Here is a 23,742-nt window from a genome sequence, read left to right on the forward strand (position 1 = left end):
CTCCCGTCCGAGGTCGCCTTCGGAACGGGCGACGCTTACTGGTCAGGCCACTTCGTGCCGCATGATGACAACGTTGTCTAGGCCGTCGCGGGATTGGGCGAGCCGAGCGCCAGGGCCAGGGTCGACAGCAACGACATCACCGTCAGCGGCTTGGGCGTCGCGCCATCGAACACCGGGTCCAGCGGCCCCATCCGCACGTCGGCCGAGAAGGCGATGATCGGCGCGCCGGCGCTGGGCCCTTGCTCGGCCCGGATACGCTGGGCGGCCGAGACGCCGTCCAGGCGCGGCATGCGCAGGTCCATCAGGATGGCGTCATAGGGCGCCGCTGCCGCGGCGGCGACGCCCTCCTCCCCGTCCTGGGCCTCGGCGACCTCGACCCCGACGGCCTCCAGCACGGAGCGGACCAGCTCGCGGTTGCCGGCGTTATCATCGACCACCAGCACGCGGCTGCCGGGCGGCGGCAGCGGAATCTCGGTCTCGTCGATATGGTCGTCGTCCTCGGCCGCGACGTGGGCCGGGATCTCGAACCAGAAGCGCGCGCCCTTGCCGTCCTCGCTCTCGACGCCGATCTGGCCGCCCATCAGCTCGACCAGCCCCTTGGAGATGGCCAGGCCCAGGCCGGTGCCGCCGTGCTGGCGGTTGAGGGCCGCGTCGATTTGCGAGAAGCGGGCGAAGATCAGCGCCTGGTCCTCGGCGGCCACGCCTCGCCCGGTATCGACGACGGCGATGCGCAGGCGGCCCTCGTGATGGGCCGCGGCCAGGCTGACCGTGCCGGCGTCCGTGAACTTCACCGCGTTGCCGACCAGATTGACCAACACCTGGCGCACGCGCTCGGGGTCGATCATCACCAGGGCCGGCAAGGTGTTGAGGCCTCGGGCGCTGAGCACCAGGCCCTTGGCGCTGGCCCCCGTGCTCGTCAGCTCGATCACCTCGGCCACCAGGTCGGGCACGCTGGTCGGGCGGATGTTCAGGGCGATGCGCCCGGTCTCCAGCCGCGAGAAGTCGAGGATGTCATTGATCGTCGTCAGCAGGGTCTGGCCGCCGGCGGCGATGCGGTCGAGATAACGCTGGGCGCGCGGCGACAGGTCCGGCTCGTCGGCCGCCAGGTTGGCGAAGCCGATCACCGCGGTCAGCGGCGTGCGCAGCTCGTGGCTCATATTGGCCAGGAACTCGCCCTTCACGGCGGCGGCGGCCTCGGCCTCGGCGCGAGCGGCGCGCAGTTCCAGCTCCAGCGTCTTGCGGGCGGTGACGTCGCGGATGATGTCGGTGATGCCGGTCGGGACGCCGGTGACCGGGTCGCAGGCCAGGGTCGGACGCGACTCCAGCCAGATCATGCCGCCGTCCTTGCGGAAGGCGCGGTATTCGACCGTGGCGGCCGGCGGGGCCGAGGCGGCGTTCGGACACTCGCGCTGGGCCTGGACCACCACGCCGATCTTCGGGATGTCGTCGGGGTGCAGGGTCTTCAGATAGGCCGTCCCCAGCAGCTCCTCGGGCTCATAACCCATGATCGCGCGGGCGGCGGGCGAGACGTAGTTCATCTGCCCGTGCAGGTCGCTATGGGCGATGATGTCCAGGGCGCTCTCGGCCAACAGGCGGAACTTGGCCTCGCTGCGTTCGGCGCCGGCGCTGGTCTCGACCAGCTGGGCCATGATCGCCCGGCGCTGGCGCTGGAAGGCGGCGACCGGCAGGGCGACGAAGGTCGAGACCGCCAGGAACAGCTGCAGCACCGTCGACTGGGTGGCCGAGCCCGCCAGGATCAGGTGGATGGGGCCCTGGCCGGCGATGGTCAGGACCAGGGAAATGGCCGCCACCAGCATCACGCCCAGGACGGCGCCCAGCACCTCCTGGCGCCAGGCCGCCAGCAGCATGACCGGCGGCACTACGAACAGCAGCGGATAGCGGCTTTGGCCGAAGACGGCGGCGGCGGTCAGCCCGCAGGCCACGATCGACAGCACCCCGTCGCGGCTCAGCGGCCGCTCGCGCAGATAGAGGTTGGCCCGGAACAGCACCAGCAGGCACGGCCCGATGGTCAGCATGCCCAGGATGTCGTTCAGCACCCAGCCGGTCACGTTGCTCAGCAGATCGCCGCCGCGCAGCATCGTATGGATCGACGAGGCGATGGTCCCCACGATCGTCGGCGCCATGAAGCCGCCCAGCAGCACGAAGGTCAGCATGTCGCGCGGGCGGCCCAGGTCGATGGCCTCCCCCGCGATCCGGCGCACGGCGACGGCCGCCAGAAGGCCCTCGCATACGTTCAGGGTGACCAGGATGGCGTTGACCATCGGGCTGTCGCCGGCATGGGCGCCCGCGATCAATGCGCCCAAAACCGCGCCGATCACCAACGCCGGCCACCGCCGCGTGGGCGACGACAGCAGGCACGCGGCCAGGAAGCCGTTCGACAGCCAGATCGGCGTGACATGACCGTAGGCGCGAGGGATTTCGACGCAGAGATAGGCCAGACCGGCGAACCCGAACGCGACGCCGGCGGCGGCCAACAGCGTGGCCGCCAAGTTATCACGGGTCTTGGGTACGATCGTCGAGTGGTCGACCATGCGCTGAACCGGCCGGCGCGGAATCCCCGGCGATTCGGTTATTTCATCGGAACTGGGAAAACGCCAGGAAAGCTTGGCGTAACATGGTTTCTAGCCGCACTTCACTTCCTGGACGACGCCGGTATCGGCATTGAACAGGATATTCAAGCGGTCGGCGCGGTAATCCATGGTCACCGGACAGGTCGTGCAGGCCACCCGCCAGCGCGACGGATCGACCGGAGCCGGCAGACTGGTGCGCGGCTTGCCGACATAGGCTTGGGCATCCTTCAGCCCGCACTGATCCTTGGACGCGTCGATCGACGACGAGATCGGCGGCTTGGCGGGCAAGGCGATAGCCGGCGGCGCGGTGGGCGTGGCCGGCGGCGGCGGCGGGGCCGGCTCGGGCGCGCTGGAGCACGAGGCCAGGAGCAGACCCAGAGCCAGTACGGACAATGCGCGCTTCATGCCTGCTTCTCCCAACCGCGTTCGGCGCCCTGGCGCCAGTAGGACACCGGATGCCCGGCCTTCTTGAAGACGGACCAGCGGCCCCGCGCCATGGCCAGCGCCTGGTCATCCCGACCGTCGAACAGCAGGATGCAGCGCGAAACCCCCGCCAGGTCGCCGGGCTCGGCCCCGTCGATCAGGAACAGCGCGTCACCGGCGTTCGGGTTGCCGTCCTCGGCCGTCAGCAGCACCGGCTGGCGCTCGGCCATCGGCTCGCTGGCCAGACCGTGCGGCAGGAAGCTGTCCTCGCGGAAGGTCCAGAGGTGCTGGTCCAGCGCCTCCATTCGCTTGGGATCACCGCCCCGCACCAGCGCCTTCCAGCCCCGCCCGAGCGTCTTCTCCAGAAGCTCGGGCAGCACCGCCTCGAGCGGCGAGCGCTCCAGGTGGTAGAACCAGACCTCGCAAAGCGCGGCCGTCATGCTCAGCCTTCGTAGGCGTCGGCGACGAGGCGGTTCAGCAGGCGCACGCCGAAGCCGGCCGCGCCGTCCGGCACGGTCGGATCGGCCGAGGGCTTCTTCCAGGCCGTCGAGGCGATGTCGAGGTGGGCCCATGGCACGTTGTTGACGAAGCGCTGCAGGAACAGACCGGCGGTGATCGAGCCGGCCGGGCGGCCGCCGATATTCTTCATGTCGGCGATCGGGCTTTCGATCTGCTTCTCGTAGGCGGCCGGCAGCGGCAGGCGCCACAGGGTCTCGCGCTCGGCCTTGCCGGCGGCGAGAAGCTTTTCCGACAAGCCGTCGTTATTGCTGAACAAACCGGCGTAGTCGTGACCCAGGGCGATGATGATCGCGCCGGTCAGGGTGGCCAGGTTGACCATGAACTGCGGCTTGAAGCGATCCTGGCAGTACCAGAGGGCGTCGGCCAGCACGAGGCGGCCTTCGGCGTCGGTGTTGATGACCTCGATGGTCTGACCCGACATCGAGGTGACCACGTCGCCCGGACGCTGGGCGTTGCCGTCGGGCATGTTCTCGACAAGACCGAGAATGCCGATGGCGTTGACCTTGGCCTTGCGGCCGGCCAGGGCGTGCATGACGCCGGTCACGGCGGCCGCGCCGCCCATGTCCCACTTCATGTCTTCCATGCCGTCGGCCGGCTTGATCGAGATGCCGCCGGTGTCGAAGGTCACGCCCTTGCCGACGAAGGCGATCGGCTGGGCGTTCTTATCCGCCGCGCCGGTCCACTTCATGATGACGAGCTGGCTTTCGCGGCGGCTGCCCTGGCCCACGCCCAGCAGGCTGCCCATGCCCAGCTCGGCCATCTGGGCCTCGCCCAGGACCTCAACTTCGAGGCCGAGGCTTTCCAGGCTCTTGGCGCGGGCGGCGAACTCTTCCGGATGCAGGATGTTGGCCGGCTCGGAGACCAGATCGCGGCTGAAGACGATGGCGTCGGCCAGGGCCGACAGCGGTTCATAGGCCTTCTGCGCCTTGACCGGGTCGGCGGCGGCGACCTTGATCACCTGGACCGAGGGCTTTTTCTCGGCCTTCTCGGTGGTGCGGTACTTGTCGAAGCGATAGGCGGCGAGGCGCGCGCCGAAGGCGGCGCGGGCGGCGCTCTCGGCGTCGGCGCCCAGCTTCAGGACCAGCTCGGTGACGCCCGTGGTCTTCACGGCCTGATAGGCGGCGGCGGCGGCGGTCTCGACCGCTTCCGGCTCCACCGCGCCCGAGCCGTCGACGCCGATCAGCACCAGGCGGGCGGCTTCCAGGCCGTGCGGGGCCACGAGGTCCAGGGTCTGGCCCTTGGCGCCGGTGAAGCGACCGCCGGCGATGGCGCGCGCCAGGGCGCCGCCAGTCGACTCATTGGCGGCCTTGGCCTCCGGCGACAGGGCCGCGCCCTCGTGAGCGAGGACCGCGAGCGCGGCGGCGGCGCCGGCCTGGGTGTCGACGGGGACGAACTCGATACGCATGCCGCGCTCCTGCATCTGGCGACTTCTAAGGGGCGCGTCCGACGCGCTGCCGCTCATCTCGAACTAGGCGGCATAGTCCAATGCGGCGCCATAGAAAAGGCTCCGTTCGACCCCACTCGGCACAGCTAAGTCAGCTCACCGGTTGTGCCGACGCGAAGCCCCCGTGTAGAACGACCCATCTTCGGGGTTCGTCCCACGAATCCATCCGCCCCGAACCCCACTAGATGCGCCTCATAGAACGCTATCTTTTCCGGCAGTTGCTAGGCCCGACGCTGCTGGCGACGGCGGCCCTGGTGGCGCTTGCCCTGCTGGCGCGCAGCCTGTCGGAATTCGACGTGCTGGTGGAGCAGCGCCAGAGCGCGCTGGTGTTCCTCAAGATCATCGTCCTGGCCCTGCCCCAGCTTCTCGGCATCATGATGCCGCTGGCGCTGTTCGTGGCCGCGCTGGTGGCCTTGAACCGTCTGCACACAGAGCAGGAAATCGTCGTCTGCTTCGCCGGCGGCATGAGCCGCTGGGCGGTCATCTCGCCGGCCATGCGCCTGGCGGTGATCGCGGCCCTGATCTCGCTGGTCTCGGGCCTGTGGCTGCAGCCCTGGAGCGCCCGCCAGATCCGCGAGACCTCGTTCGACATCAAGAGCGACGTGGCCTCGACCCTGGTCCAGCCGGGCCAGTTCACCGAGCCGGGCCCGGGCCTGACCGTCTATGCCCAGTCGATCGACCGCGACAACAAGATCCAGAACCTGTTCATCCACCAGGACACCGCGAACGGCGGCGCCTCGACCTATTCGTCGCGCGAGGCCGAGATCGCCATGCGCAAGGGCCAGCCGGTGCTGATCATGCGCCACGGTTCGAACCAGCAGTTCTCGCGCCAAGGCGTGCTGCAATACACCTCGTTCGACGAGTACACCTTCGACCTGTCCAGCCTGTCGCACACCGACGAGCTGGTGCATTACAAGATCGCCGACCGCTATCCGCACGAGCTGTTCTTCCCGGACATGACGCAGGAGTGGGAGCAGCGGAACAAGGGCAAGCTGCTGGCCGAGGGCCATTCGCGCTTCGCCAGCCCACTCTACAGCCTGGCCCTGATGACCATGGCCCTGGCCGCCGTGCTGGGCGGTTCGTTCAGCCGCATGGGCTATGGCAAGCGGATGGCCGCCGTCGGCGCCGCCGCCGCGGTGGTCCGCATCGTCGGCTTCGGCGTGCAGGCCGCCTGCGAGGACGGCGTCTGGCTGAACGTCCTGCAGTACATGGTGCCGCTGGCCGCCATGTGGTGGAGCCTGTCGCAGATCTTCCGCCAGAAGGTCTCGCCGCGCCGCGCCGCCAAGATGGCCAAGGCGACCCCCGCCCTGTCGGGAGCCGCCTGATGCTGACCATGGGCATGCTGGAACGCTACGTCCTCAAGCGCACCATGAGCTCGCTGGTCGCGGCCCTGGCCGTGCTGGGGGCGATGGTGATGCTGATCGCCTTCGTCGATATCGCTCGCAATGTCGGCACGCGCGCCGACGCGACCTTCCTGCAGCTGCTGTACCTGACCATCCTGCAGTCGCCGGCCACCATCCTGGTGCTGGCGCCGTTCGTCTTCCTGTTCGGCACCATGTGGGCGTTCGTCGAGCTGAACCGGCGCAGCGAGCTGATCGCCATGCGCGCGGCCGGCGTCTCGGCCTGGCGCTTCATCATGCCCGCGGCCATGGCCTCGTTCGTGATCGGCCTCCTGAGCATCACCCTGCTCAACCCGCTGACCACGGCCATGACCGCCAAGTTCGAGACCGAGCGCGACGCGCTGATGAACGGCTATCTGAAGGAAACCCCCAAGGGCACGTGGCTGCGCCAGGGCGACGACAAGACCCAGATCGTCATCCGCGCCCGGGCCCGCGACGTCATCGACGGCTCGGTGCGCCTGAAGGGCGTGTCGCTGTTCGTCTACACCCTGAACGCCAAGGGCGTGATGGACTTCACCCGCCGGATCGAGGCCAACGAGGCGCGGCTGGAGCCGGGCTTCTGGCGGCTGACCGGCGTGCGCGAGGCCACGCCCGGCGCCGGAGCCATCCGCTCCGACAGCCTGTCGATCCCGTCCAACCTGGACGACCGCACCGCCTCGGAACGCTTCAACACGCCCCAGGCCGTGGCCCTTTGGCGACTGCCGGCGACGATCCAGCGGACCGAGGACGCCGGCTTCTCGGCCGCGCCGTTCAAGCTGCGCCTGCAACAGGACCTGGCCACGCCGGTGCTGTTCGCGGCCATGTCGGTGCTGGCGGCGGCGTTCTCGCTGCGCCTGATGCGCCTGGGGGGCCTGGCGGCCCTGGCCGGCTCCGGCGTCGCGCTGGGTTTCGGATTCTTTTTCTTCAACGAGCTGTGCAGCACCCTGGGCAAGGCGGACGTTCTGGTCCCCTTTATCGCCGCTTGGACACCGCCGACGATCGCGCTTTTGGCGGGCTTCACTTTGCTTTGCTATACGGAAGATGGGTGAGTCATTGCTGCCAGGGTCATTCATGACTGAAACGCGTCCCAGCGTCCCGTCCGCCGGTCGCGCGCTGCTGCTCAGCGGCGCGGCGTGGCTGGCGCTCGCCTGCGCGGGCGCGGCCCACGCCCAGCAGAGCCTGGCCTCGATCCCGCCGACGCCGGTGGTGCCCGCCACGCCGTCCGACGGCCTGACGGACGAGGGCTATTACCTCGAGTCCGACCTGCTGATCCGGGACGACGTCAACCAGATCATGACCGCGCGCGGCAAGGTGCAGAGCCGCTATCAAGGCCGCACCCTGCGCGCCGACGAGGTCATCTACAATTCCAAGACCGGCGAGATCGTCGCCAATGGTCACGTCCAGCTGCTCAATCCCGACGGCACCGCCGAGTTCGCCGATCACCTGGAACTCGACAAGGACATGAAGGCCGGCTTCGCCGAGAACTTCGCGGCCCGCCTCGACCAGAACATGAAGATCGCGTCGGTCACCGCCGTGCGCCGCAACGCCAACATCCAGGAACTGAACCGGGCGATCTACACGCCCTGCGAGGTCTGCGCCGAGAAGCCTCGGCCGACCTGGTCGGTCTCGGCCGACAAGATCGTCCAGGATAAGCAGAAGCAGCTAATCTACTACAAGAACGCCACCATCCACCTGTGGGGCGCGCCGATCCTGTACCTGCCGCTGTTCTGGCACCCCGATCCGCAGGCCAAGCGCAGCTCGGGCTTCCTGGCGCCGAAGATCGACTTCTCCAAGGGCCGGGGCACCTCGTACAACCAGCCCTACTACTACGTGATCTCGCCCTCGTCGGACGTGATCATCGCCCCGCAGATCAGCACGGGCGTCAATCCGTTCCTGAACGTGAACTACCGCAAGCGCTTCTACTCGGGCACGGTCGAGGCGCGCGGCGGCTTCACGTACGACAAGGATTTCGACATCCACGGCGACCGCTTCGGCCAGTCGACGGCCCGCAGCTACATCCTGGCCAACGGCAAGTTCGACATCGACGAGAAGTGGAAGTGGGGCTTCACGGCCGAGCGCGTCTCCGACGCCCTGCTGTTCGACAAGTACAAGATCAACGACGTCTATGTGCAGCGCGGCCTGTTCACCAGCGACGACCATCGCCTGGTCTCGCAGCTGTTCGCCACCCGCCAGGACGCGCGGTCGTGGTTCTCGGTCTCGGCCGTCTCGGTCCAGGGCCTGCGCGTCGTGGGCATCAACCCGACGACCAACTCGGCCAACGCCTTCGAGAACAGCGGCGCCTTCCCGCTGATTGGTCCGCTGGTCGAGGCCCGCTGGGAGCCGGACAGCCCCGTGCTGGGCGGCCGTCTGCGCCTGCAAGGCTCGGGCGTCATGCTCAACCGCTCTGAGTCGCAGTACGGCGAGCCGCCCTATTATCTGCCCGACTACAAGGGTCAGAGCGGCGTCGACTCCAGCCGCGCCAGCTTCAAGGCCGACTGGCGCTCCAGCACCATCGTCGGCAACGGCCTGAAGGTCTCGCCCTTCGCCCAGGCGCGCGGCGACGCCTATTCGATCAAGTCGTACATCACCCCCGCCGCGGCGGCTCTGGGCGACGACAGCAAGGACACCTACACCCGCGCCCTGGGCGTCGGCGGCGTCGATCTGAGCCTGCCGTTCTACAAGCCGCTGAAGAACGGCGGCAACATCGTGCTGGAGCCCCTGGCCCAGGTCGCGGTCGGCTCGGACAGCTCGCGCGTGCCGACCGTCGTCGCCCGCAACGGGACGACGACCTATCTCTACAACGAAGACAGCGCGACGCTGGAATTCGACGAGACCAACCTGTTCTCGGCCAACAAGTCGCCGGGCTTCGACCTCTATGAGGGCGGCCAGCGCCTGAACGTCGGCGGCCGCGCCACCTACACCCTGCCCGGCGGCCGCAGCGGCAGCATCCTGGTCGGCCGCAGCTTCCGCACCAAGTTCGACCCGCTTCTGCCGGCCCGCACGGGCCTGCAGGAGAAGACGTCCGACTGGGTGGTCGCCGCGACCGTGACGCCGATCCGCGGCATCACCGCCTTCGCCCGCACCCGCCTCGATTCGGACACCCAGGAGATCCGTCGCCTGGAAACGGGCCTCGACGCCTTCACCAACCGTGGCTACGCCTCGGTGCGCTACCTGAAGGACGAGCTGGACGCCAACGGCAACCGCCAGGAAAACTTCGAAGCGCGTGGCGAACTGAAGGTGACCAAACACTTCTCGCTGACCACCTTCGGCCAGCGCGACATGGTCGCCGACGTCTGGCGCCGCCGCGACATCGGCGTGGCCTACCAGGACGACTGCATCCGCATCGACGTGATCTACCAGCAGCAGGACCGCTACGCCTCGACGGCCCAGGGTCTGCGGCTGCAGCCTGACCGTACGATCGTCTTCAGCCTTTCGTTCGCCACATTGGGCGCCGCAGGATACGCGGGTCGATGAGTGAACACGTCTTTGGGGGGCGTGCCCTGTTCGCACGCCTCCGTAAGCTGCGTCTCGGAGGCGACGCCCAGGAGGAAACGTCAGATTTGGCGTTCGTCACTTCCGAAAACATGATAACCGACCGCGCCTGCCGTGTGCGGCCTGGGACTAGAGGAACGACACTATCCATGCGGTCTGCGCGTAGCGTCACGACTTTCGCGGCCGGCGCCGCGTCCATTCTCGCCCTGACCGTGGCGAGCCTCGGCCTGCCCGCTTACGCCCTTCAGGCGCAGGAAGCCGCACCGCCGCAAGTCGCGGCTCCGCCGGCGACCGCGGCGACGGCCGCGCCGGCCAACCCGCTGTCGGAAAGCGTGGCGGCGGTCGTCAACGACGAGATCGTCTCCAGCTATGACCTGATGCAGCGCATGCGCCTGCTGATGGCCACCTCGGGCATGCAGGCTACTCAGGAGAACCTGCCGCAGATCGAGCAGGAAGCCCTGCGCTCGCTGGTCGACGAACACCTGCAGATGCAGGAGCTGAAGCGCGTCGAGAAGCAGCAGAAGATCACGATCATCTCGACCGAGAAGGAAGTCGACGAGCAGATCGCCGACATCGCTCAAGGCAACAAGATGAGCGCCGACCAGCTGAAGACGTCGCTGGTCCAGCAAGGCATCGGCCTGGACACCTGGCGCGCCCAGCTGCGGGCCGATAGCTCGTGGCAAGGCTGGATCCAGGGCCGCTACGGCTCGCGCCTGCGTATCGGCGAAGACCAGATCAAGGCCTATCAGCGTCGCCTCGCCGACGCCGCCGCCAAGCCGCAATATCAGGTCAGCGAAGTGTTCCTCGACGCCGCGCGCGTCGGCGGCATGGAAGTGGCCACCAATGGCGCCGCGCAGCTGATCAACCAGATGCAGCAGGGCGCGCCCTTCCCGGCCGTCGCCCGGCAGTTCTCGGGTTCGGCCACCGCCGCCAACGGCGGTGACGTGGGTTGGGTCAGCCCCGGTGAAATGCCGCCGGAAGTCGACGCCGCGCTCGAAGAGCTGCGTCCCGGCCAGATGTCCAAGCCGATCCCGGTCAAGGACGGCGTCTACATCGTCTATCTGCGCGACAAGCGCGCCGGCTCGAAGACCGCGATCGTCGATCTCAAGCAGGTCGCCGCCCCGCTGGCCGCCGACGCCACCGAAGCCCAGGTCGCCGCGGCCACCAAGCTGCTGACCGACCTGAAGCCCAAGATCAACAGCTGCGCGACGCTGGAAGGCGCCGCCGGCAAGGTGGACGGTCTGGTCGCCGGCGACCTCGGCGAGGCCGAGATCACCGACCTGGCCCCCGCCTTCCAGGAAGCCGCCAACAAGCTGGACGTGGGCCAAATCTCGGACCCGATCCGCACCGACGCCGGCATGCACCTGATCGCGGTCTGCGGTAAGCGCCAGGGCGGCGCCAACGCCCCGTCGCACGACCAGATCGAGAACCGCCTGCGCGGCCAGCAGCTGGCGCTGATCTCCAAGCGCTACCTGCGAGACCTGCGCAACCAGGCGACCATCGAGACCCGATAGGGGCAAGACACGGTGACACTCCGCCCGCTCGCTCTCAGCGCCGGTGATCCCGCCGGCGTCGGCGCGGAGATCATCGCCAAGGCCTGGTCCGCCCTGCGCCACGACGGCCAGCCGTTCGTGGTGGTAGGGGACGCCCAATTGCTGGCGTCGGCGGGCGGCGGAGTGAAGGTCCGCGCCGTCACGGGCCCCGACGAGGCCGCCGGCGTCTTCGCCGACGCCCTGCCGGTCATCGACATCCCCCTGCTCTCGCCGGTCGTCTCCGGCCAGCCCTCGCCGGCCTATGCGCCTCAGGTGATCCGCTGGATCGAGACCGGCGTCGGCCTCGCACTCTCCGGCGCGGTCTCCGGCCTGGTCACCGCCCCGATCGCCAAGGCCCCGCTCTACGAGGCCGGCTTCAAGTTCCCGGGCCACACCGAATTCCTGGCCGAGCTGACCGTCACCGAGACCATGGACGGCGCGCGCGGCCCGGTGATGATGCTGGCCGCCGGCGACCTGCGCGCGACCCTGGTGACGATCCACACGGCCATCGCCAAGGTCCCGGCCGCCTTGACCATCGAGAAGGTGGTCACCAGCGGCCTCGTCACCGCCCAGGCCCTGCGCAAGGACTTCGGCATCGCCAAGCCTCGCCTGGCCGTCGCCGCCCTCAACCCGCACGCCGGCGAAGGCGGGGCGCTGGGTCGCGAGGAGATCGAGATCATCGAACCGGCCGTCCGCGCGCTGAAGGACCTGGGCGTCGACGCCTTCGGCCCGGCCCCGGCCGACAGCCTGTTCCACCCGGCCGCCCGCCTCGGCTACGACGGCGTGCTGTGCATGTACCACGACCAGGCCCTGATCCCGGTCAAGATGCTGGACTTCTGGGGCGGGGTGAACATCACCCTGGGCCTGCCGATCGTGCGCACCTCGCCCGATCACGGCACCGGCTTCGACATCGCTGGACGTGGCGTCGCCCGTCCCGATAGCCTGATCGCCGCCATCAAGCTGGCGGCCGACATCGCCGCCCGTCGCGGCGCCTGAGAGATTTGACCATGAGCCTGGCCGACCTGCCGCCCCTGCGCGAGGCCCTGGAGCGCCACGACCTGCTGGCGCGCAAGAGCTTCGGCCAGCACTTCCTGCTGGACCTGAACGTCACCCGCAAGATCGCTCGCCTGGCCCAGGTCGGCGAAGGCGATGTCGTGGTCGAGGTCGGTCCCGGCCCCGGCGGCCTGACCCGCGCCCTGCTGGAGACCGGCGCCAAGGTCGTGGCCATCGAGAAGGACAGCCGCTTCCTGCCCCTGCTGGCCGAGGTCGCCGAGGTGGCCGACGGCCGCCTGGAGCTGGTCGAGGGCGACGCCCTGAAGGTCGACGGGGCCAAGGCCGCCGGCGACGTCCCGGCGCACGTGGTGTCGAACCTCCCTTACAATGTCGGCACCCAGCTGCTGATCAACTGGCTGACGGGACCGTTCAAGCCGCTGTCGATGACCCTGATGTTCCAGAAGGAAGTCGCCGAGCGCATCGTCGCCACGACCGATGACGACGCTTACGGCCGCCTGGCGGTGATCTCCCAGGTGCTGTGCGACGCCAAGATCGTCATGGACCTGCCGGCCAAGGCCTTCACCCCGCCGCCGAAGGTCGCCTCGGCCGTGGTCCGCCTGGTCCCCAAGGCCGATCCGCCGCCGGCCGACCTCATCGCCGCCCTCGAACGCATCACCGCCGCCGCCTTCGGCCAGCGCCGCAAGATGCTGCGCTCCAGCCTCAAGGCCCTGGGTGGCGGCGAGCTTTGCGAGAAGGCCGGTATCAGCCCGGACGCCCGCGCCGAGGTGGTCGACCTGGCCGGCTTCCTGGCCCTGGCGCGAGCCACTCTGGGCTGATGTCTAGCCGCTACGGCCTGTCCGTCAGAAGCGCCCAGGTCGCGGACGCGGACGGCCTGGCCCAGCTGCTCTCGGCCGCCGGCGCGACCGTGACCAAGGACCGCCTGGCCGCCGCGCTGGACCAACCCGGCGCGGTGCTGATCGCCGACGAATGGGGTCCGCCATCGGGCGTCATCGTGGCGCACTGGCGCGCCGAGCTGACCGCCGACCTGAAGGTGGGGTCGATCTCGTTCCTGCTGGTCGATCCGGAGCGGCGACGTAACGGCATCGCCCGCCTGCTGCTGAAGGCCGCCTCCCAGGCCGCGCGGTCGGCGGGGTGCGGCGAGCTGCTCCTCGACGCCGGTCCAATGCATGACGACCTGCGCGCCTTCGCCCTCGCCACGGGCTTCGAACGGACTGGCGAGACCTTCGCCCGCGCGCTGCGCAAGCGCGGCGCCCAGGATTAGGCCTCGAACGCCTCGATGATCGGGCATGGGCCGGTGTCGGACGCCGCGCAGGCGTGCGCCAGCTTGGCTAGCGACGCCCGCGCGGCCTGCAGCTCGGCGATCTTCTCGTCCAGCGCCGTGATGCGTTCCCGCGCCAAGGCCCTGGCCCGTGCGCGGTCGTGGCCGGCGTCCAGCTCCAGGAGCTCGCCGATCTGCTCCAGCGTGAACCCCGCCGCCTGGGCCTGGCGGATGAACTTCAGGCGGCGAACGTCCTCGAGGTCGTAGCGTCGAATTCCGCCGGACAGCGCCGAACCGCCGGATTTGTCGGGCGTCCGCAGCAGGCCTCGGCGTTGATAGTAGCGCACCGTCTCCACCCCGACGCCGCCCTCGCGGGCCAAACTTGCGATCGTGCCGGTCATGCCTTGACTCCGTACCATGGTACGGAACCTACATGGGGAGCGTCGGATCGCGCGCCAAGGAGTTGAAGCGATGAACGCCCAGAAGACCGCCGTGCTTTACCGCATGGTCATGCCCGAGCACCTGTGCCCCTCCGGGCTGAAGGCGCGGCATCTGCTGAAGGCCAAGGGCTATGCCGTCGAGGACCACTGGCTGAAGACCCGCGCCGAAACCGACGCCTTCAAGGCCGAGCACGACGTGAAAACCACGCCCCAGGTCTTCATCGATGGCCAGCGGATCGGCGGCTACAGCGACCTGCGCCTGCGGTTCGGCGCGCGCGATCCCAAGGCCCTGACCTATACGCCGGTGCTGGCCGTCTTCGCCGTGGCCGCCCTGATCGCCCTGGCGGCCTCCCAGGCGGCGTTCCACACCCCGCTGACCGTCCAGGCCGCCGAGTGGTTCGTGGCCTTCTCCATGAGCCTGCTGGCCATGCTGAAGCTGCGCGACGTCGAGAGCTTCTCGACCATGTTCCTGAACTACGACCTTCTAGCCCGCCGCTGGGTGCCGTACGGCTACATATATCCGTTCGCGGAGCTGACGGCCGGGGTGCTGATGGCGGCCGGCGTGCTGACGGGATTCGCCGCGCCCCTGGGTCTGTTCATCGGCGGCGTGGGCGCCGTTTCGGTGTTCAAGGCGGTCTATATCGACAAGCGCGAACTGAAATGCGCCTGCGTCGGCGGCGACACCAATGTGCCGCTGGGCTTCGTCTCGCTGACCGAAAACCTGTTCATGGTCGGCATGGCCCTGTGGATGCTCCTCCGCCCCCACACATAAGACCTCAAACCCTATTGACGCTTGGCCCAGCGCTCTCCAGCTTGCCCCTGGGCTGAGCGGGGCGAACGTGACCACCAACAGTACGGTGAAGGCGCCTTCGACGGTGGCGCGGCGGTTGCTTTTCATGGCGCTGACCCTGGCCGCGCCGGCCATCCTGCTCATGGGCGCCCTGGTCGCCATGCAGTACTCGGAAGGCCAGCGGCGCTTCGCCATGCAGCTGACGGCCATGACTCGCGCCCTGTCCCTGGCCACCGATCGCCAGATCGGCCAGGGCCAGAGCATCCTGCAGGGCCTGGCCGTGTCCTCGGCCCTGGCCGAGGGCGACCTCAAGACCTTCGACAAGCAGGCGCGCGAGGCCACCAAGGGCCGCGACGCCTGGGTCGTGCTGATGGCCCAGGACCGGCAACTGCTGAACACCCGCATGCCCTTCGGCCAGGCGCCGCCAGCCATGCGTCTGTCGGACGCCGACTGGGATCGGATGTCCCACGGCCGCACCACGGTCTCGGACCTGATCGAGCGCCCCGCCCCTCTGCCCCCGATCATCGGCTTCGACATGCCGGTCGTGGTCGAGGGCAAGATCTTCGTGCTGGGCTACATCCAGTCGCCGGACAATTTCCACAGCCTGATGACGGCCCAGGCCTTCCCCAGCACCTGGACGGCCAGCATCGTCGATCGCAACGCCGCCCTGGTGGCCCGCTCGCGCGACCAGGTGAAGATGCAGGGCCGGCACGCCAGCAAGGACATGCAGCAGGCCATGGCCCACGCCACCGAGGGCGTGATCCATAGCCAGACCCTGGAAGGCACCAAGACCCTGTCGGCGTTCAGCCGCTCGCAGAAGTCCGGCTGGACCTTCATCGTCGGGGTGCCGCGTGACGAGTTGAACCGGGCGGTGCTGACATCGCTGGGCCCCGCCATCGCCGGCGCGGCCCTGCTGATCGCGCTGGGCGTCGTCGCCGCCCTGGGCTTCGCCCGCCCAATCTCGCGCGACGTGCGCGGCCTGGTCGCCGAGTCCGAGGCCCTGGCCGCCGGCCGGCCGCTGGATCCCGCCCCCTCGCATCTGCAGGAGATCGCCGAGGTGCGCGGCTCGCTGCAGGCCGCCGCCGACATCCTGCGAGCCCGCGACGACGAGGCCCGCCGCGCCGCCGAACGCCAGCAACTGATGATCAACGAGCTGAACCACCGGGTGAAGAACACCCTGGTCGTGGTCCAGTCCCTGGCCCGCCACAGCCTGCGGTCCTCCAGCGGGGATGGCGGCGACCAGAACGGCCTGACCCAGTTCAACGACCGCCTCTACACCCTGGCCAGCGCCCACGACCTGCTGACCCGACGCAACTGGGAAGGCGCGGACCTGGGCGAATTGCTGGCGGAAGCCCTGAAGCCCTATGCCAGCCAGGTCACCCTGGACGGCCCGCCGCTACCGCTGGCGCCGAACGCCGCCGTGGCCCTGGCGATGATCTTCCACGAGCTGGGCACCAACGCCTCCAAGTACGGCGCCTTGTCGAACAATACCGGCAAGATCGCGGTGTCCTGGAGCCTGGGCGGCCGCACCCTGCTGACCATCGAGTGGCGCGAACGCGGCGGTCCGCCGGTCAAGCCGCCCGAGCGCGGCGGTTTCGGCTCGCGCCTGATCGCCGCCAGTCTGAAGGGCGACCTGGCCGGCTCGGCCACCTTCGACTACGCGCCCGAGGGTCTGACCTGCGTGCTCAGCATCATCGCCCCGCCCAAGCCCGCCCTTTAAGCCGGCAGACCCCAGACCGATCGTCGCAGCGCCCCCTTGTCGCCTTGGCTTGGCCACAGCGCGTCTGCAATAGATCGGAGGCGTCTTAGGGGATTTGCGTGATGGACCTGCCGTTTCTGATCGGAGCCATTCTGGGCTCGGGCCTGTTCATCGTGTTCGGCCGTCCGCCGGCTGAAAAGCTGATCGCCTATGTCCAGGACCGCATGCGCGGGAACTAACGGGACTATCCAGGACTTGATTGGGCAAGGCCGCGCAGGGTGGCCTATCGCTCATGGAGTCCTTCGATGTCCATTCTCGCCTGGCTTCTTCTGGGCCTGATCGCCGGCTTCATCGCCAGCAAGCTCGTCAATCGCACCGGCAGCGGCGTGCTGCTGGATATCGTGCTCGGCATCGTCGGCGCGTTCGTCGGCGGCTGGCTGTTCAACCAGTTCGGCAATAGCGGCGTGTCCGGCTTCAATCTGTACAGCCTGGCCGTGGCCACGATCGGCGCCGTCGTCATCCTGGCGCTGTACCACCTGATCTTCGGCCGTCGCGCGCTTTAAGCGTAAGGCCCGAAAACCTCGTCCTTCGACAAGCTCAGGATGAGGTTTTCTACTGCTACGGCGTGAAAGTAGTCCTCATCCTGAGCTTGTCGAAGGACGAGGACTGCTTCTCCGCCTAGATCTCTTCCTTGAGGAGATCGCCCACCAGGTCGCCGATCCACGGGTTGCGAGCCCGCTTGAGGCGCTCGGCGTGATAGATGTGGGCCAGATCCGCGTAGGCGCGATCGAAATCATCATTCAGGATCACGTAGTCGAACCGCTCCCAGGCGGCGACCTCGTCCTTGGCGCGCGAGAGGCGGCGGTGGATGACCTCCTCGCTATCCTGGCTGCGCGCGTGCAGGCGGCGGCTCATCTCGGCCAGCGACGGCGGCAGGATGTAGACCAGTACGCTATCCTGCTCGGCCTGGGCATGGACCTTCATGGCGCCCTGGAAGTCGATGTCGAACAGAGCGCTCTCGCCCCGCTCCAGCGCCGCCATGATCGGCGGCTTCGGGCTGCCGTAGAAGTTCCCGTAGACCTCGGCCCACTCCAGGAAGGCGTTCTGGTCGATCATCGACTGGAACTCGTCGCGCGTCGTGAAGTGATAGTCGCGGCCGTGATGCTCGCCCGGACGCGGCTCGCGCGTCGTGTAGCTGATCGACAGGTGCAGGTCGTTGTGGTCGGCCACAAGGCGGCGGGTCAGTGAGGTCTTGCCGACGCCTGACGGCGCGACGACCATCAGCAGCAGGCCGCGAGTGTTATGATGGGGCTTATTCAACGTTCTGGACCTGCTCGCGGAACTGCTCGATCACGGCCTTCAGCTCCAGACCGATCGCGGTCAGGGCGGTCAGGGCCGATTTCGAGCAGAGGGTATTGGATTCTCGCATGAATTCCTGGGACAGGAAGTCGAGCCGGCGGCCCGACGCGCCCTCGCCTGACAAGAGACCGCGCGCCGCCACCACGTGGCTGGCCAGGCGGTCGAGCTCTTCGCGCACATCGGCCTTAACGGCCTGGGCGGCGGCTTCCTGGACGATGCGTTCTTCGCTGGCGGCCTCGCCGACCAGTTCGGCCATGCGGCGGGCGAAGCGTTCTTTCAGCACGGCCGGCTGGCCGGCGGCCTCGCGCTCGGCCTGGGCGGTCAGGTCCTCGATCTTGTCGATCAGGCCATTCAGCACCGGATCCAGCGCCGCGCCCTCTTCCTGGCGCGCCAGCTTAAGGCCGTCCAGGGCCTGGACGATCGAGGCGGCCATAGCGGTCTCGACGGCGGCGCGGGTCTCGGCGTCGTCCTCGTCCTCGCGAGCCTCGATGACGCCCTTCAGGGACAGCAGGCCGTCCAGGGTGGGCTTGGCCACCATGCCGGTGGCCACATAGGGCCCGCCGGCGGTCAGATAGCGCTCCAGGGCCGCGATATTGACCTGGGTCTCGCCCGAGGTCTCCGCGCGCTTGGCCTGGACATTGACGGTCAGCTGGCCGCGCTGGAAGCGGCCTTGCGAGCCTTCACGCGCGGTGCGCTCCAGGCTCTCGAAGCCGGGCGGGCCACGGAAGCGGGTCTCGAGGTTGCGGCCATTGACGCTGCGCGCCTCGACCGCCCAGGTCCAGGCGCCGTGGGCGCCCTCGACCCGGGCGAAGCCGGTCATCCCCGAGATCGCCATGGCGTTATTTCCCCGCCGGCTTGGCCGGCACGACCGGAACATTGTCGTCCGCGCGCTGGCGTTCGATCACACGCCACTTGGCGACATTGGCGTTGTGCTGCTCCAGCGTCGAAGCGAACACGTGGCCGCCCGTGCCGTCGGCGACGAAATAGAGGTCGTTGGTCTTGGCCGGGTTCAGCGCCGCTTCCAGGGCCGCGCGGCCCGGATTGGCGATCGGCGTCGGGGGCAGGCCAGCGATCTTGTAGGTGTTGTACGGCGTGAACGCGTCCAGCTCGGACCGGCGCAGGCCACGGCCCAGCGGACGACCGCGCGAGATGCCGTAGATCACGGTCGGGTCGGTATCCAGGCGCATGCCGGTGCGCAGGCGGTTGATGAACACCGCCGCCACCTGCGGACGCTCGCCCTTCACGCCCGTCTCCTTCTCGACGATCGAGGCCATGGTCACGGCCTCTTCCTTCGACTGGTACGGCAGGCCCGACTGGCGGTTGGCCCACAGCTTGTTCAGCAGCTGGTCGCGATCATCCATCATGTGCTTGAGCACGACGGCCCGGTCCTCGCCGCGCTGGACCTCATAGGTCTCGGGCAGAATCGCGCCCTCGGGCGGCGTCGCGGCGTCGCCGGTCAGCAGGTCGGACTTGGTGAGGATGTCCATGACCATGTCCGAGGTCAGGCCCTCGGGGATGGTGATCCAGTGGCGGACGATGCGACCGTGGCGGATGGCGTCCAGCACCTGGGCCATCGAGGCGCGGCTGTCGAATTCGTATTCGCCAGCCTTCAAGGCCCGGGCCGCGCCCGTCAGCTTGGCGGCGGTCATGAAGACGGAGTTGGAGCGGATCACGCCGCCCTGCTCCAGGCTGGAGGCGATCTCCGGCAGGCTGGCGCCCTTGCGCAGGACGACGGTGGTCTTGTCGCCGGCCTTCGCGGCGGGACCCGGGCCGTTATAGACCCAGGCCGCGCCGAGGATGGCGACCATGCCGACCACGACCAGGGTCGTGACGGCGCCGAAGAAGGCGCGGATCAGCCGCCGCCCCACGGACGCGGTTTCGCGACGGTTCGCCCGAGCGGGCGCGCGCTTGGGAGCGCGTGGGGCGCGAGGTGGGGCTGGCGGCTTCTTGCTCACGAGACCTTCTTGAACACCACGGTGGCGTTGGTGCCGCCGAAGCCGAAGCTGTTGGACACGGCCACGTCGATCTTCATCGGCACGGCCTTGTTCGGAGCCAGGTTCATGGCGACGTGGACGTCGGGATTGTCGAGGTTGATGGTCGGCGGGGCGATCTGGTCGCGGATCGCCAGGATCGAGAAGATCCCCTCGATCGCGCCAGCCGCGCCCAGCAGGTGGCCCGTCATCGACTTGGTCGAGGACATGACGACGTTCTTGGCGTGGTCGCCCAGGAAGCGCTCGACGGCGCCGGCTTCCAGGCCATCGGCCATGGTCGAGGTGCCGTGGGCGTTGATGTAGTCGATGTCCGAGGGCTGGAGCCCCGCGTCCTTCATGGCCGAGGCCAGGGCGCGGCCGCCGCCTTCGCCGTCTTCCGACGGGGCGGTGATGTGGTGGGCGTCGCCCGACAGGCCGTAGCCGACCACCTCGGCGTAGATCTTGGCCCCGCGCGCCTTGGCGTGCTCGTACTCTTCCAGGACCAGAGCGCCCGCGCCCTCGCCCATCACGAAACCGTCGCGGTCCTTGTCATACGGACGCGAGGCCTTTTCCGGGGTGTCGTTCCAGTCGGTCGAAACGGCGCGGCAGGCGATGAAGCCGGCGATGCCGACCTTGCAGACGGCCGCTTCGGCGCCGCCGGCCACCATCACGTCGGCGTCGCCGTACTTGATCAGGCGCATGGCGTCGCCGATGGCGTGGGCGCCGGTGGCGCAGGCCGTGACGACCGCGTGGTTCGGGCCCTTGAAACCGTGCTTGATCGAGACCTGGCCCGAGATCAGATTGATCAGGGCCGAGGAAATGAAGAACGGGCTGACGCGGCGGGGGCCCTTGGCCTCCAGCTCCAGCGCGGTGTCGGCGATCGTCGACAGGCCGCCGATGCCCGAGCCGAGGATGACGCCCGTGCGCCACTTGTCCTCGTCGGTCTCCGGGACCCAGCCCGAATCCGCGATCGCTTCGTCAGCCGCGGCGATGCCGTAGAGAATGAAATCGTCCACGCGCTTCTGGTCGCGCGGGCTCATGGTCTTGTCGGGGTCGAAGCTGCCCTCGACGTCCGGACCGCCGCCACCGCGGCCATCGACGCGCGGAACCTCGCAGGCGACCTTGCAGGCATAGTCGGTCGGATCGAAGGCCGTGATGCGGTTGGCGCCGGACTTGCCGGCGAGGATGTTCTTCCAGGTCACGTCAACGCCGTGGCCCAGAGGGGTCAGCAGGCCGATACCCGTGACGACAACTCTACGCATGGATCACTCCCAAACCTTCGATGCGGGACGTGAGATGTGGGGATAACCCCAAACCTCCGCCACTCGCGAATCCCCATTCCTAGAGATTCTGGGCCTCAAACGAAAACCGCCGCGCGCACGATGGCAAGAGCCCGTGCGACGCGGCGGAAATGGTCAGGTTCGACTAGCGAACTCGACGCCTTTTAGGCGGTCTTTTCCGTGATGAACTTCACGGCGTCGCCAACGGTCTGGATGTGTTCAGCGGCGTCGTCGGGGATTTCGATGTCGAACTCCTCTTCGAACGCCATCACCAGCTCAACGTTGTCGAGGCTGTCGGCGCCCAGGTCGTCGATGAAGGAAGCCTTCTCGGTGACCTTCTCGGGATCGGCATCCAGGTGTTCGATGACGATCTTACGCACGCGCTCGAGAATGTCGGACATTCGGTTCAGTCCCTCGTTATGAAAATATCGGCCCATGAACAGCGAAGTGAAAACCGCGCTATTCGCAGGAATTGTCGGGCTCCGCCTATCACGTTCTTTTTCGGCTTGCTAGCGGCAGACCGAAAGAGGAACAGCGGTTTTAGATCATGGCCATGCCGCCGTTGACGTGCAAGGTCTGACCGGTGACGTAGCCGGCCTGGTCGCTGGCCAGGAAAACGCACGCGGCGGCGATATCGCTCCCCTCGCCCAGCTTGCCGGCGGGAATCGTCGACAGGATGCCGGCCTTCTGCTGCTCGTTCAGCGAGTCGGTCATCGGGCTGGCGATGAAGCCGGGGGCCACGCAGTTGACCGTCACGCCACGGCTGGCCAGTTCCTGGGCCAGGGCCTTGGAGAAACCGATCATGCCGGCCTTGGAGGCCGCGTAGTTGGTCTGGCCGGGGTTGCCGGTCACGCCCACCACCGAGGTGATGCCGATGATGCGACCGGCGCGGCGCTTCATCATGCCCTTGGCGGCCGCGCGGGCCAGACGGAAATAGCCTTCCAGGTTGACCTTGATCACGGTCTCCCAGTCCTCGTCCTTCATGCGGACGATCAGGCCGTCGCGAGTGACGCCGGCATTGGCGATGACGATGTCAAGCGGCGCGCCGGCGGCTTCCTCGGCCTTGGCGACCAGACCGTCGACGGCGGCCGAGTCGGACAGATTCGCGGCCACATACGAGACGCGCTCACCGAACTGGGCGGCCAGTTCCGAGAGGGCCGATTCGCGGGTGCCCGAGAGGACGACGTGGGCGCCTTGCGCGTGCAGGGCCTTGGCGATGGCGCCGCCGATGCCGCCGGTGGCGCCGGTGACGAGAGCGGTCTTGCCGGTCAGATCGAACATGTGTCGGTCTTCCTTATTGATTTAAAGCGAGGCCGCGAAGGCTTCGAGATCGGCGGGCGTGTTCAGCGGCGTCGCTTCCGAATCCGGGGCGATGCGCTTGGCCATGCCCGAGAGCACCTTGCCGGCGCCGGCCTCGGCGAAACGCGTGATGCCGCCTTCGGTGGCCAGCCAGGTCATGCTCTCGCGCCAGCGGACGCGGCCCGTGACCTGCTCGACCAGCAGCTTGCGGATGACGTCCGGATCGTGGACCGGAGCGGCGGTGACATTGGCCACCAGCGGCGCGCGCGGGGCGATGATGGTGGTCTTGGCGAGCGCTTCGGCCATCTCGTCGGCCGCCGGCTGCATCAGCGGGCAGTGGAACGGCGCCGAGACGTTCAGCGGAATGGCCCGCGCGCCCAGCTCCTTGGCCTTTTCGATGGCCTTGTCGACGGCGGCCTTGGCGCCCGAGATCACGACATTGCCGTTGTTGTTGTCGTTGGCCACGACGCAGACGCCGACTTCCGAGCCCGCCAGGGCGGCGGCTTCAGCCAGGGCCAGATCCGTCTTCGGACCAATCAGCGAGGCCATAGCGCCCTCGCCCACCGGCACGGCGCGCTGCATGGCCTGGCCGCGCAGCTTCAAGAGGCGCGCGGTGTCGGCCAGGGTGATGGCGCCGGCGGCGGCCAGGGCCGAGTATTCGCCCAGCGAGTGGCCGGCCACGAAGGCGGCGCGATCGACGCCAATCCCGAATTCTTTTTCAAGCGTGCGGGTGACCGCCAGCGAGACGGCCATCAGGGCCGGCTGGGCGTTCTCGGTCAGGGTCAGGTCGCCCTCGGGACCTTCCTTCATGAGCGCGAACAGCTTCTGGCCCAGGGCGTCGTCGATCTCCTGGAAGACCTCACGGGCGCTGGCGAAGGCCTCGGCGAGATCGACGCCCATGCCGACCGACTGGCTGCCCTGGCCGGGAAAAATGAAGGCGATGCTCATGATGGCCCGCTCCGTTCTTTGCAGATTCAAGGCCGGGAGGGTTAGGCCAAAGGCGTCCAGGCGGCAAGTCGGGCGGCCTATTGAACCTTTCCGCGCGGCCGGAACACTGAAGTCACGGTCGCAATCCTGGCCATTCCTCATCCACTCGCCGCGCCAGGCCCGTCACCGACAAAGGTAGCGGTTTGGAAGACGGCGGAATGGGGTTATCCAAGGCGCGACCCTCGTCGTCCTCTCCGCTGGAGCCTCCCGATGTCCCGTCTGCTTGCCGGTATCGCCGCCGCCGCCCTCGCCTTGGCCGCCACCTC

22 protein-coding genes are annotated in these 23,742 nt (G+C 68.3%); 10 read left to right on the forward strand and 12 right to left on the reverse strand.

What is annotated here, in order from left to right; all coding sequences use genetic code 11:
* Window positions 1-77 precede the first annotated feature (77 nt).
* The 4 genes from AC07YH_RS14335 to AC07YH_RS14350 form a co-directional block, all read right to left on the reverse strand.
* Window positions 78-2,552, reverse strand: coding sequence for an MASE1 domain-containing protein (locus tag AC07YH_RS14335; RefSeq protein WP_494747645.1), 2,475 nt, complete (start codon window positions 2,550-2,552; stop codon window positions 78-80).
* A gap of 90 nt (window positions 2,553-2,642) precedes the next feature.
* Entirely contained in the window at window positions 2,643-2,996 is a 354-nt protein-coding gene (locus AC07YH_RS14340) for a peptidase inhibitor I78 (protein WP_494747646.1), read from the reverse strand.
* Window positions 2,993-3,454, reverse strand: a complete 462-nt coding sequence (locus AC07YH_RS14345) for a DNA polymerase III subunit chi (RefSeq protein ID WP_494747647.1) — start codon at window positions 3,452-3,454, stop codon at window positions 2,993-2,995. The genes AC07YH_RS14340 and AC07YH_RS14345 overlap by 4 nt, the downstream gene beginning before the upstream one ends.
* Window positions 3,455-3,456: 2 nt before the next feature.
* A complete protein-coding gene (locus tag AC07YH_RS14350; RefSeq protein ID WP_494747648.1) occupies window positions 3,457-4,938 on the reverse strand; it encodes a leucyl aminopeptidase in 1,482 nt (493 codons plus the stop codon).
* A gap of 224 nt (window positions 4,939-5,162) precedes the next feature.
* Here AC07YH_RS14350 and lptF point away from each other — a divergent pair, with 224 nt between their 5' ends.
* The 7 genes from lptF to AC07YH_RS14385 all read left to right on the forward strand — a co-directional run bounded on the left by lptF (window position 5,163) and on the right by AC07YH_RS14385 (window position 13,655).
* Window positions 5,163-6,302, forward strand: coding sequence for an LPS export ABC transporter permease LptF (gene lptF / locus AC07YH_RS14355; RefSeq protein ID WP_494747649.1), 1,140 nt, complete (start codon window positions 5,163-5,165; stop codon window positions 6,300-6,302).
* Complete coding sequence (lptG, locus tag AC07YH_RS14360; RefSeq protein ID WP_494747667.1) at window positions 6,299-7,405, forward strand: LPS export ABC transporter permease LptG; 1,107 nt, start codon at window positions 6,299-6,301, stop codon at window positions 7,403-7,405. The genes lptF and lptG overlap by 4 nt, the downstream gene beginning before the upstream one ends.
* Window positions 7,398-9,830, forward strand: coding sequence for an LPS-assembly protein LptD (locus AC07YH_RS14365; RefSeq protein WP_494747650.1), 2,433 nt, complete (start codon window positions 7,398-7,400; stop codon window positions 9,828-9,830). Before lptG ends, AC07YH_RS14365 begins: the two co-directional genes overlap by 8 nt.
* 167 nt (window positions 9,831-9,997) lie before the next feature.
* On the forward strand, window positions 9,998-11,362 hold the full coding sequence (locus AC07YH_RS14370) for a peptidylprolyl isomerase (RefSeq protein WP_494747651.1): 1,365 nt from the start codon (window positions 9,998-10,000) through the stop codon (window positions 11,360-11,362).
* Between the two features lie 12 nt (window positions 11,363-11,374).
* The gene (gene pdxA / locus AC07YH_RS14375) at window positions 11,375-12,376 is read left to right on the forward strand and encodes a 4-hydroxythreonine-4-phosphate dehydrogenase PdxA (protein ID WP_494747652.1); all 1,002 of its coding nucleotides are present in this window, start codon (window positions 11,375-11,377) and stop codon (window positions 12,374-12,376) included.
* Window positions 12,377-12,387: 11 nt separating this feature from the next.
* The gene (gene rsmA, locus AC07YH_RS14380) at window positions 12,388-13,209 is read left to right on the forward strand and encodes a 16S rRNA (adenine(1518)-N(6)/adenine(1519)-N(6))-dimethyltransferase RsmA (protein WP_494747653.1); all 822 of its coding nucleotides are present in this window, start codon (window positions 12,388-12,390) and stop codon (window positions 13,207-13,209) included.
* The gene (locus AC07YH_RS14385) at window positions 13,209-13,655 is read left to right on the forward strand and encodes a GNAT family N-acetyltransferase (protein WP_494747654.1); all 447 of its coding nucleotides are present in this window, start codon (window positions 13,209-13,211) and stop codon (window positions 13,653-13,655) included. The genes rsmA and AC07YH_RS14385 overlap by 1 nt, the downstream gene beginning before the upstream one ends.
* Here the strand turns inward: AC07YH_RS14385 and AC07YH_RS14390 are convergent.
* Window positions 13,652-14,053: a MerR family transcriptional regulator gene (locus AC07YH_RS14390; RefSeq protein WP_494747655.1), complete on the reverse strand. Its 402-nt coding sequence runs from the start codon at window positions 14,051-14,053 to the stop codon at window positions 13,652-13,654. The genes AC07YH_RS14385 and AC07YH_RS14390 overlap by 4 nt on opposite strands.
* 70 nt (window positions 14,054-14,123) lie before the next feature.
* Between AC07YH_RS14390 and AC07YH_RS14395 the strand changes: the two genes are divergently transcribed.
* From AC07YH_RS14395 to AC07YH_RS14405, 3 genes are all read left to right on the forward strand, one after another.
* Window positions 14,124-14,864, forward strand: coding sequence for a MauE/DoxX family redox-associated membrane protein (locus AC07YH_RS14395; RefSeq protein WP_494747656.1), 741 nt, complete (start codon window positions 14,124-14,126; stop codon window positions 14,862-14,864).
* Between the two features lie 124 nt (window positions 14,865-14,988).
* The gene (locus AC07YH_RS14400) at window positions 14,989-16,602 is read left to right on the forward strand and encodes a sensor histidine kinase (RefSeq protein WP_494747668.1); all 1,614 of its coding nucleotides are present in this window, start codon (window positions 14,989-14,991) and stop codon (window positions 16,600-16,602) included.
* A 284-nt stretch (window positions 16,603-16,886) separates the two neighbouring features.
* Complete coding sequence (locus tag AC07YH_RS14405; protein WP_494616653.1) at window positions 16,887-17,144, forward strand: GlsB/YeaQ/YmgE family stress response membrane protein; 258 nt, start codon at window positions 16,887-16,889, stop codon at window positions 17,142-17,144.
* A 115-nt stretch (window positions 17,145-17,259) separates the two neighbouring features.
* On the opposite strand, the gene gmk is transcribed toward AC07YH_RS14405, so the two are convergent.
* The 7 genes from gmk to fabD all read right to left on the reverse strand — a co-directional run bounded on the left by gmk (window position 17,260) and on the right by fabD (window position 23,437).
* Window positions 17,260-17,901, reverse strand: coding sequence for a guanylate kinase (gmk, locus tag AC07YH_RS14410; RefSeq protein WP_494747657.1), 642 nt, complete (start codon window positions 17,899-17,901; stop codon window positions 17,260-17,262).
* Entirely contained in the window at window positions 17,894-18,775 is an 882-nt protein-coding gene (locus AC07YH_RS14415; RefSeq protein ID WP_494747658.1) for a YicC/YloC family endoribonuclease, read from the reverse strand. Before AC07YH_RS14415 ends, gmk begins: the two co-directional genes overlap by 8 nt.
* 4 nt (window positions 18,776-18,779) lie before the next feature.
* Window positions 18,780-19,895: an endolytic transglycosylase MltG gene (gene mltG / locus AC07YH_RS14420; RefSeq protein ID WP_494747659.1), complete on the reverse strand. Its 1,116-nt coding sequence runs from the start codon at window positions 19,893-19,895 to the stop codon at window positions 18,780-18,782.
* Window positions 19,892-21,172 carry a beta-ketoacyl-ACP synthase II gene (gene fabF, locus AC07YH_RS14425; RefSeq protein ID WP_494747660.1) on the reverse strand — a complete coding sequence of 427 codons (1,281 nt, stop codon included), beginning with the start codon at window positions 21,170-21,172 and terminating at the stop codon, window positions 19,892-19,894. The genes mltG and fabF overlap by 4 nt, the downstream gene beginning before the upstream one ends.
* Before the next feature lie 182 nt (window positions 21,173-21,354).
* The gene (locus AC07YH_RS14430) at window positions 21,355-21,591 is read right to left on the reverse strand and encodes an acyl carrier protein (protein WP_004615098.1); all 237 of its coding nucleotides are present in this window, start codon (window positions 21,589-21,591) and stop codon (window positions 21,355-21,357) included.
* A 139-nt stretch (window positions 21,592-21,730) separates the two neighbouring features.
* Window positions 21,731-22,471, reverse strand: a complete 741-nt coding sequence (gene fabG / locus AC07YH_RS14435; protein WP_494747661.1) for a 3-oxoacyl-[acyl-carrier-protein] reductase — start codon at window positions 22,469-22,471, stop codon at window positions 21,731-21,733.
* A gap of 21 nt (window positions 22,472-22,492) precedes the next feature.
* Complete coding sequence (gene fabD, locus AC07YH_RS14440) at window positions 22,493-23,437, reverse strand: ACP S-malonyltransferase (protein WP_494747662.1); 945 nt, start codon at window positions 23,435-23,437, stop codon at window positions 22,493-22,495.
* Window positions 23,438-23,742 lie beyond the last annotated feature (305 nt).

It is taken from the genome of Caulobacter sp. GW456-12-1-14-TSB4 (assembly GCF_059424195.1).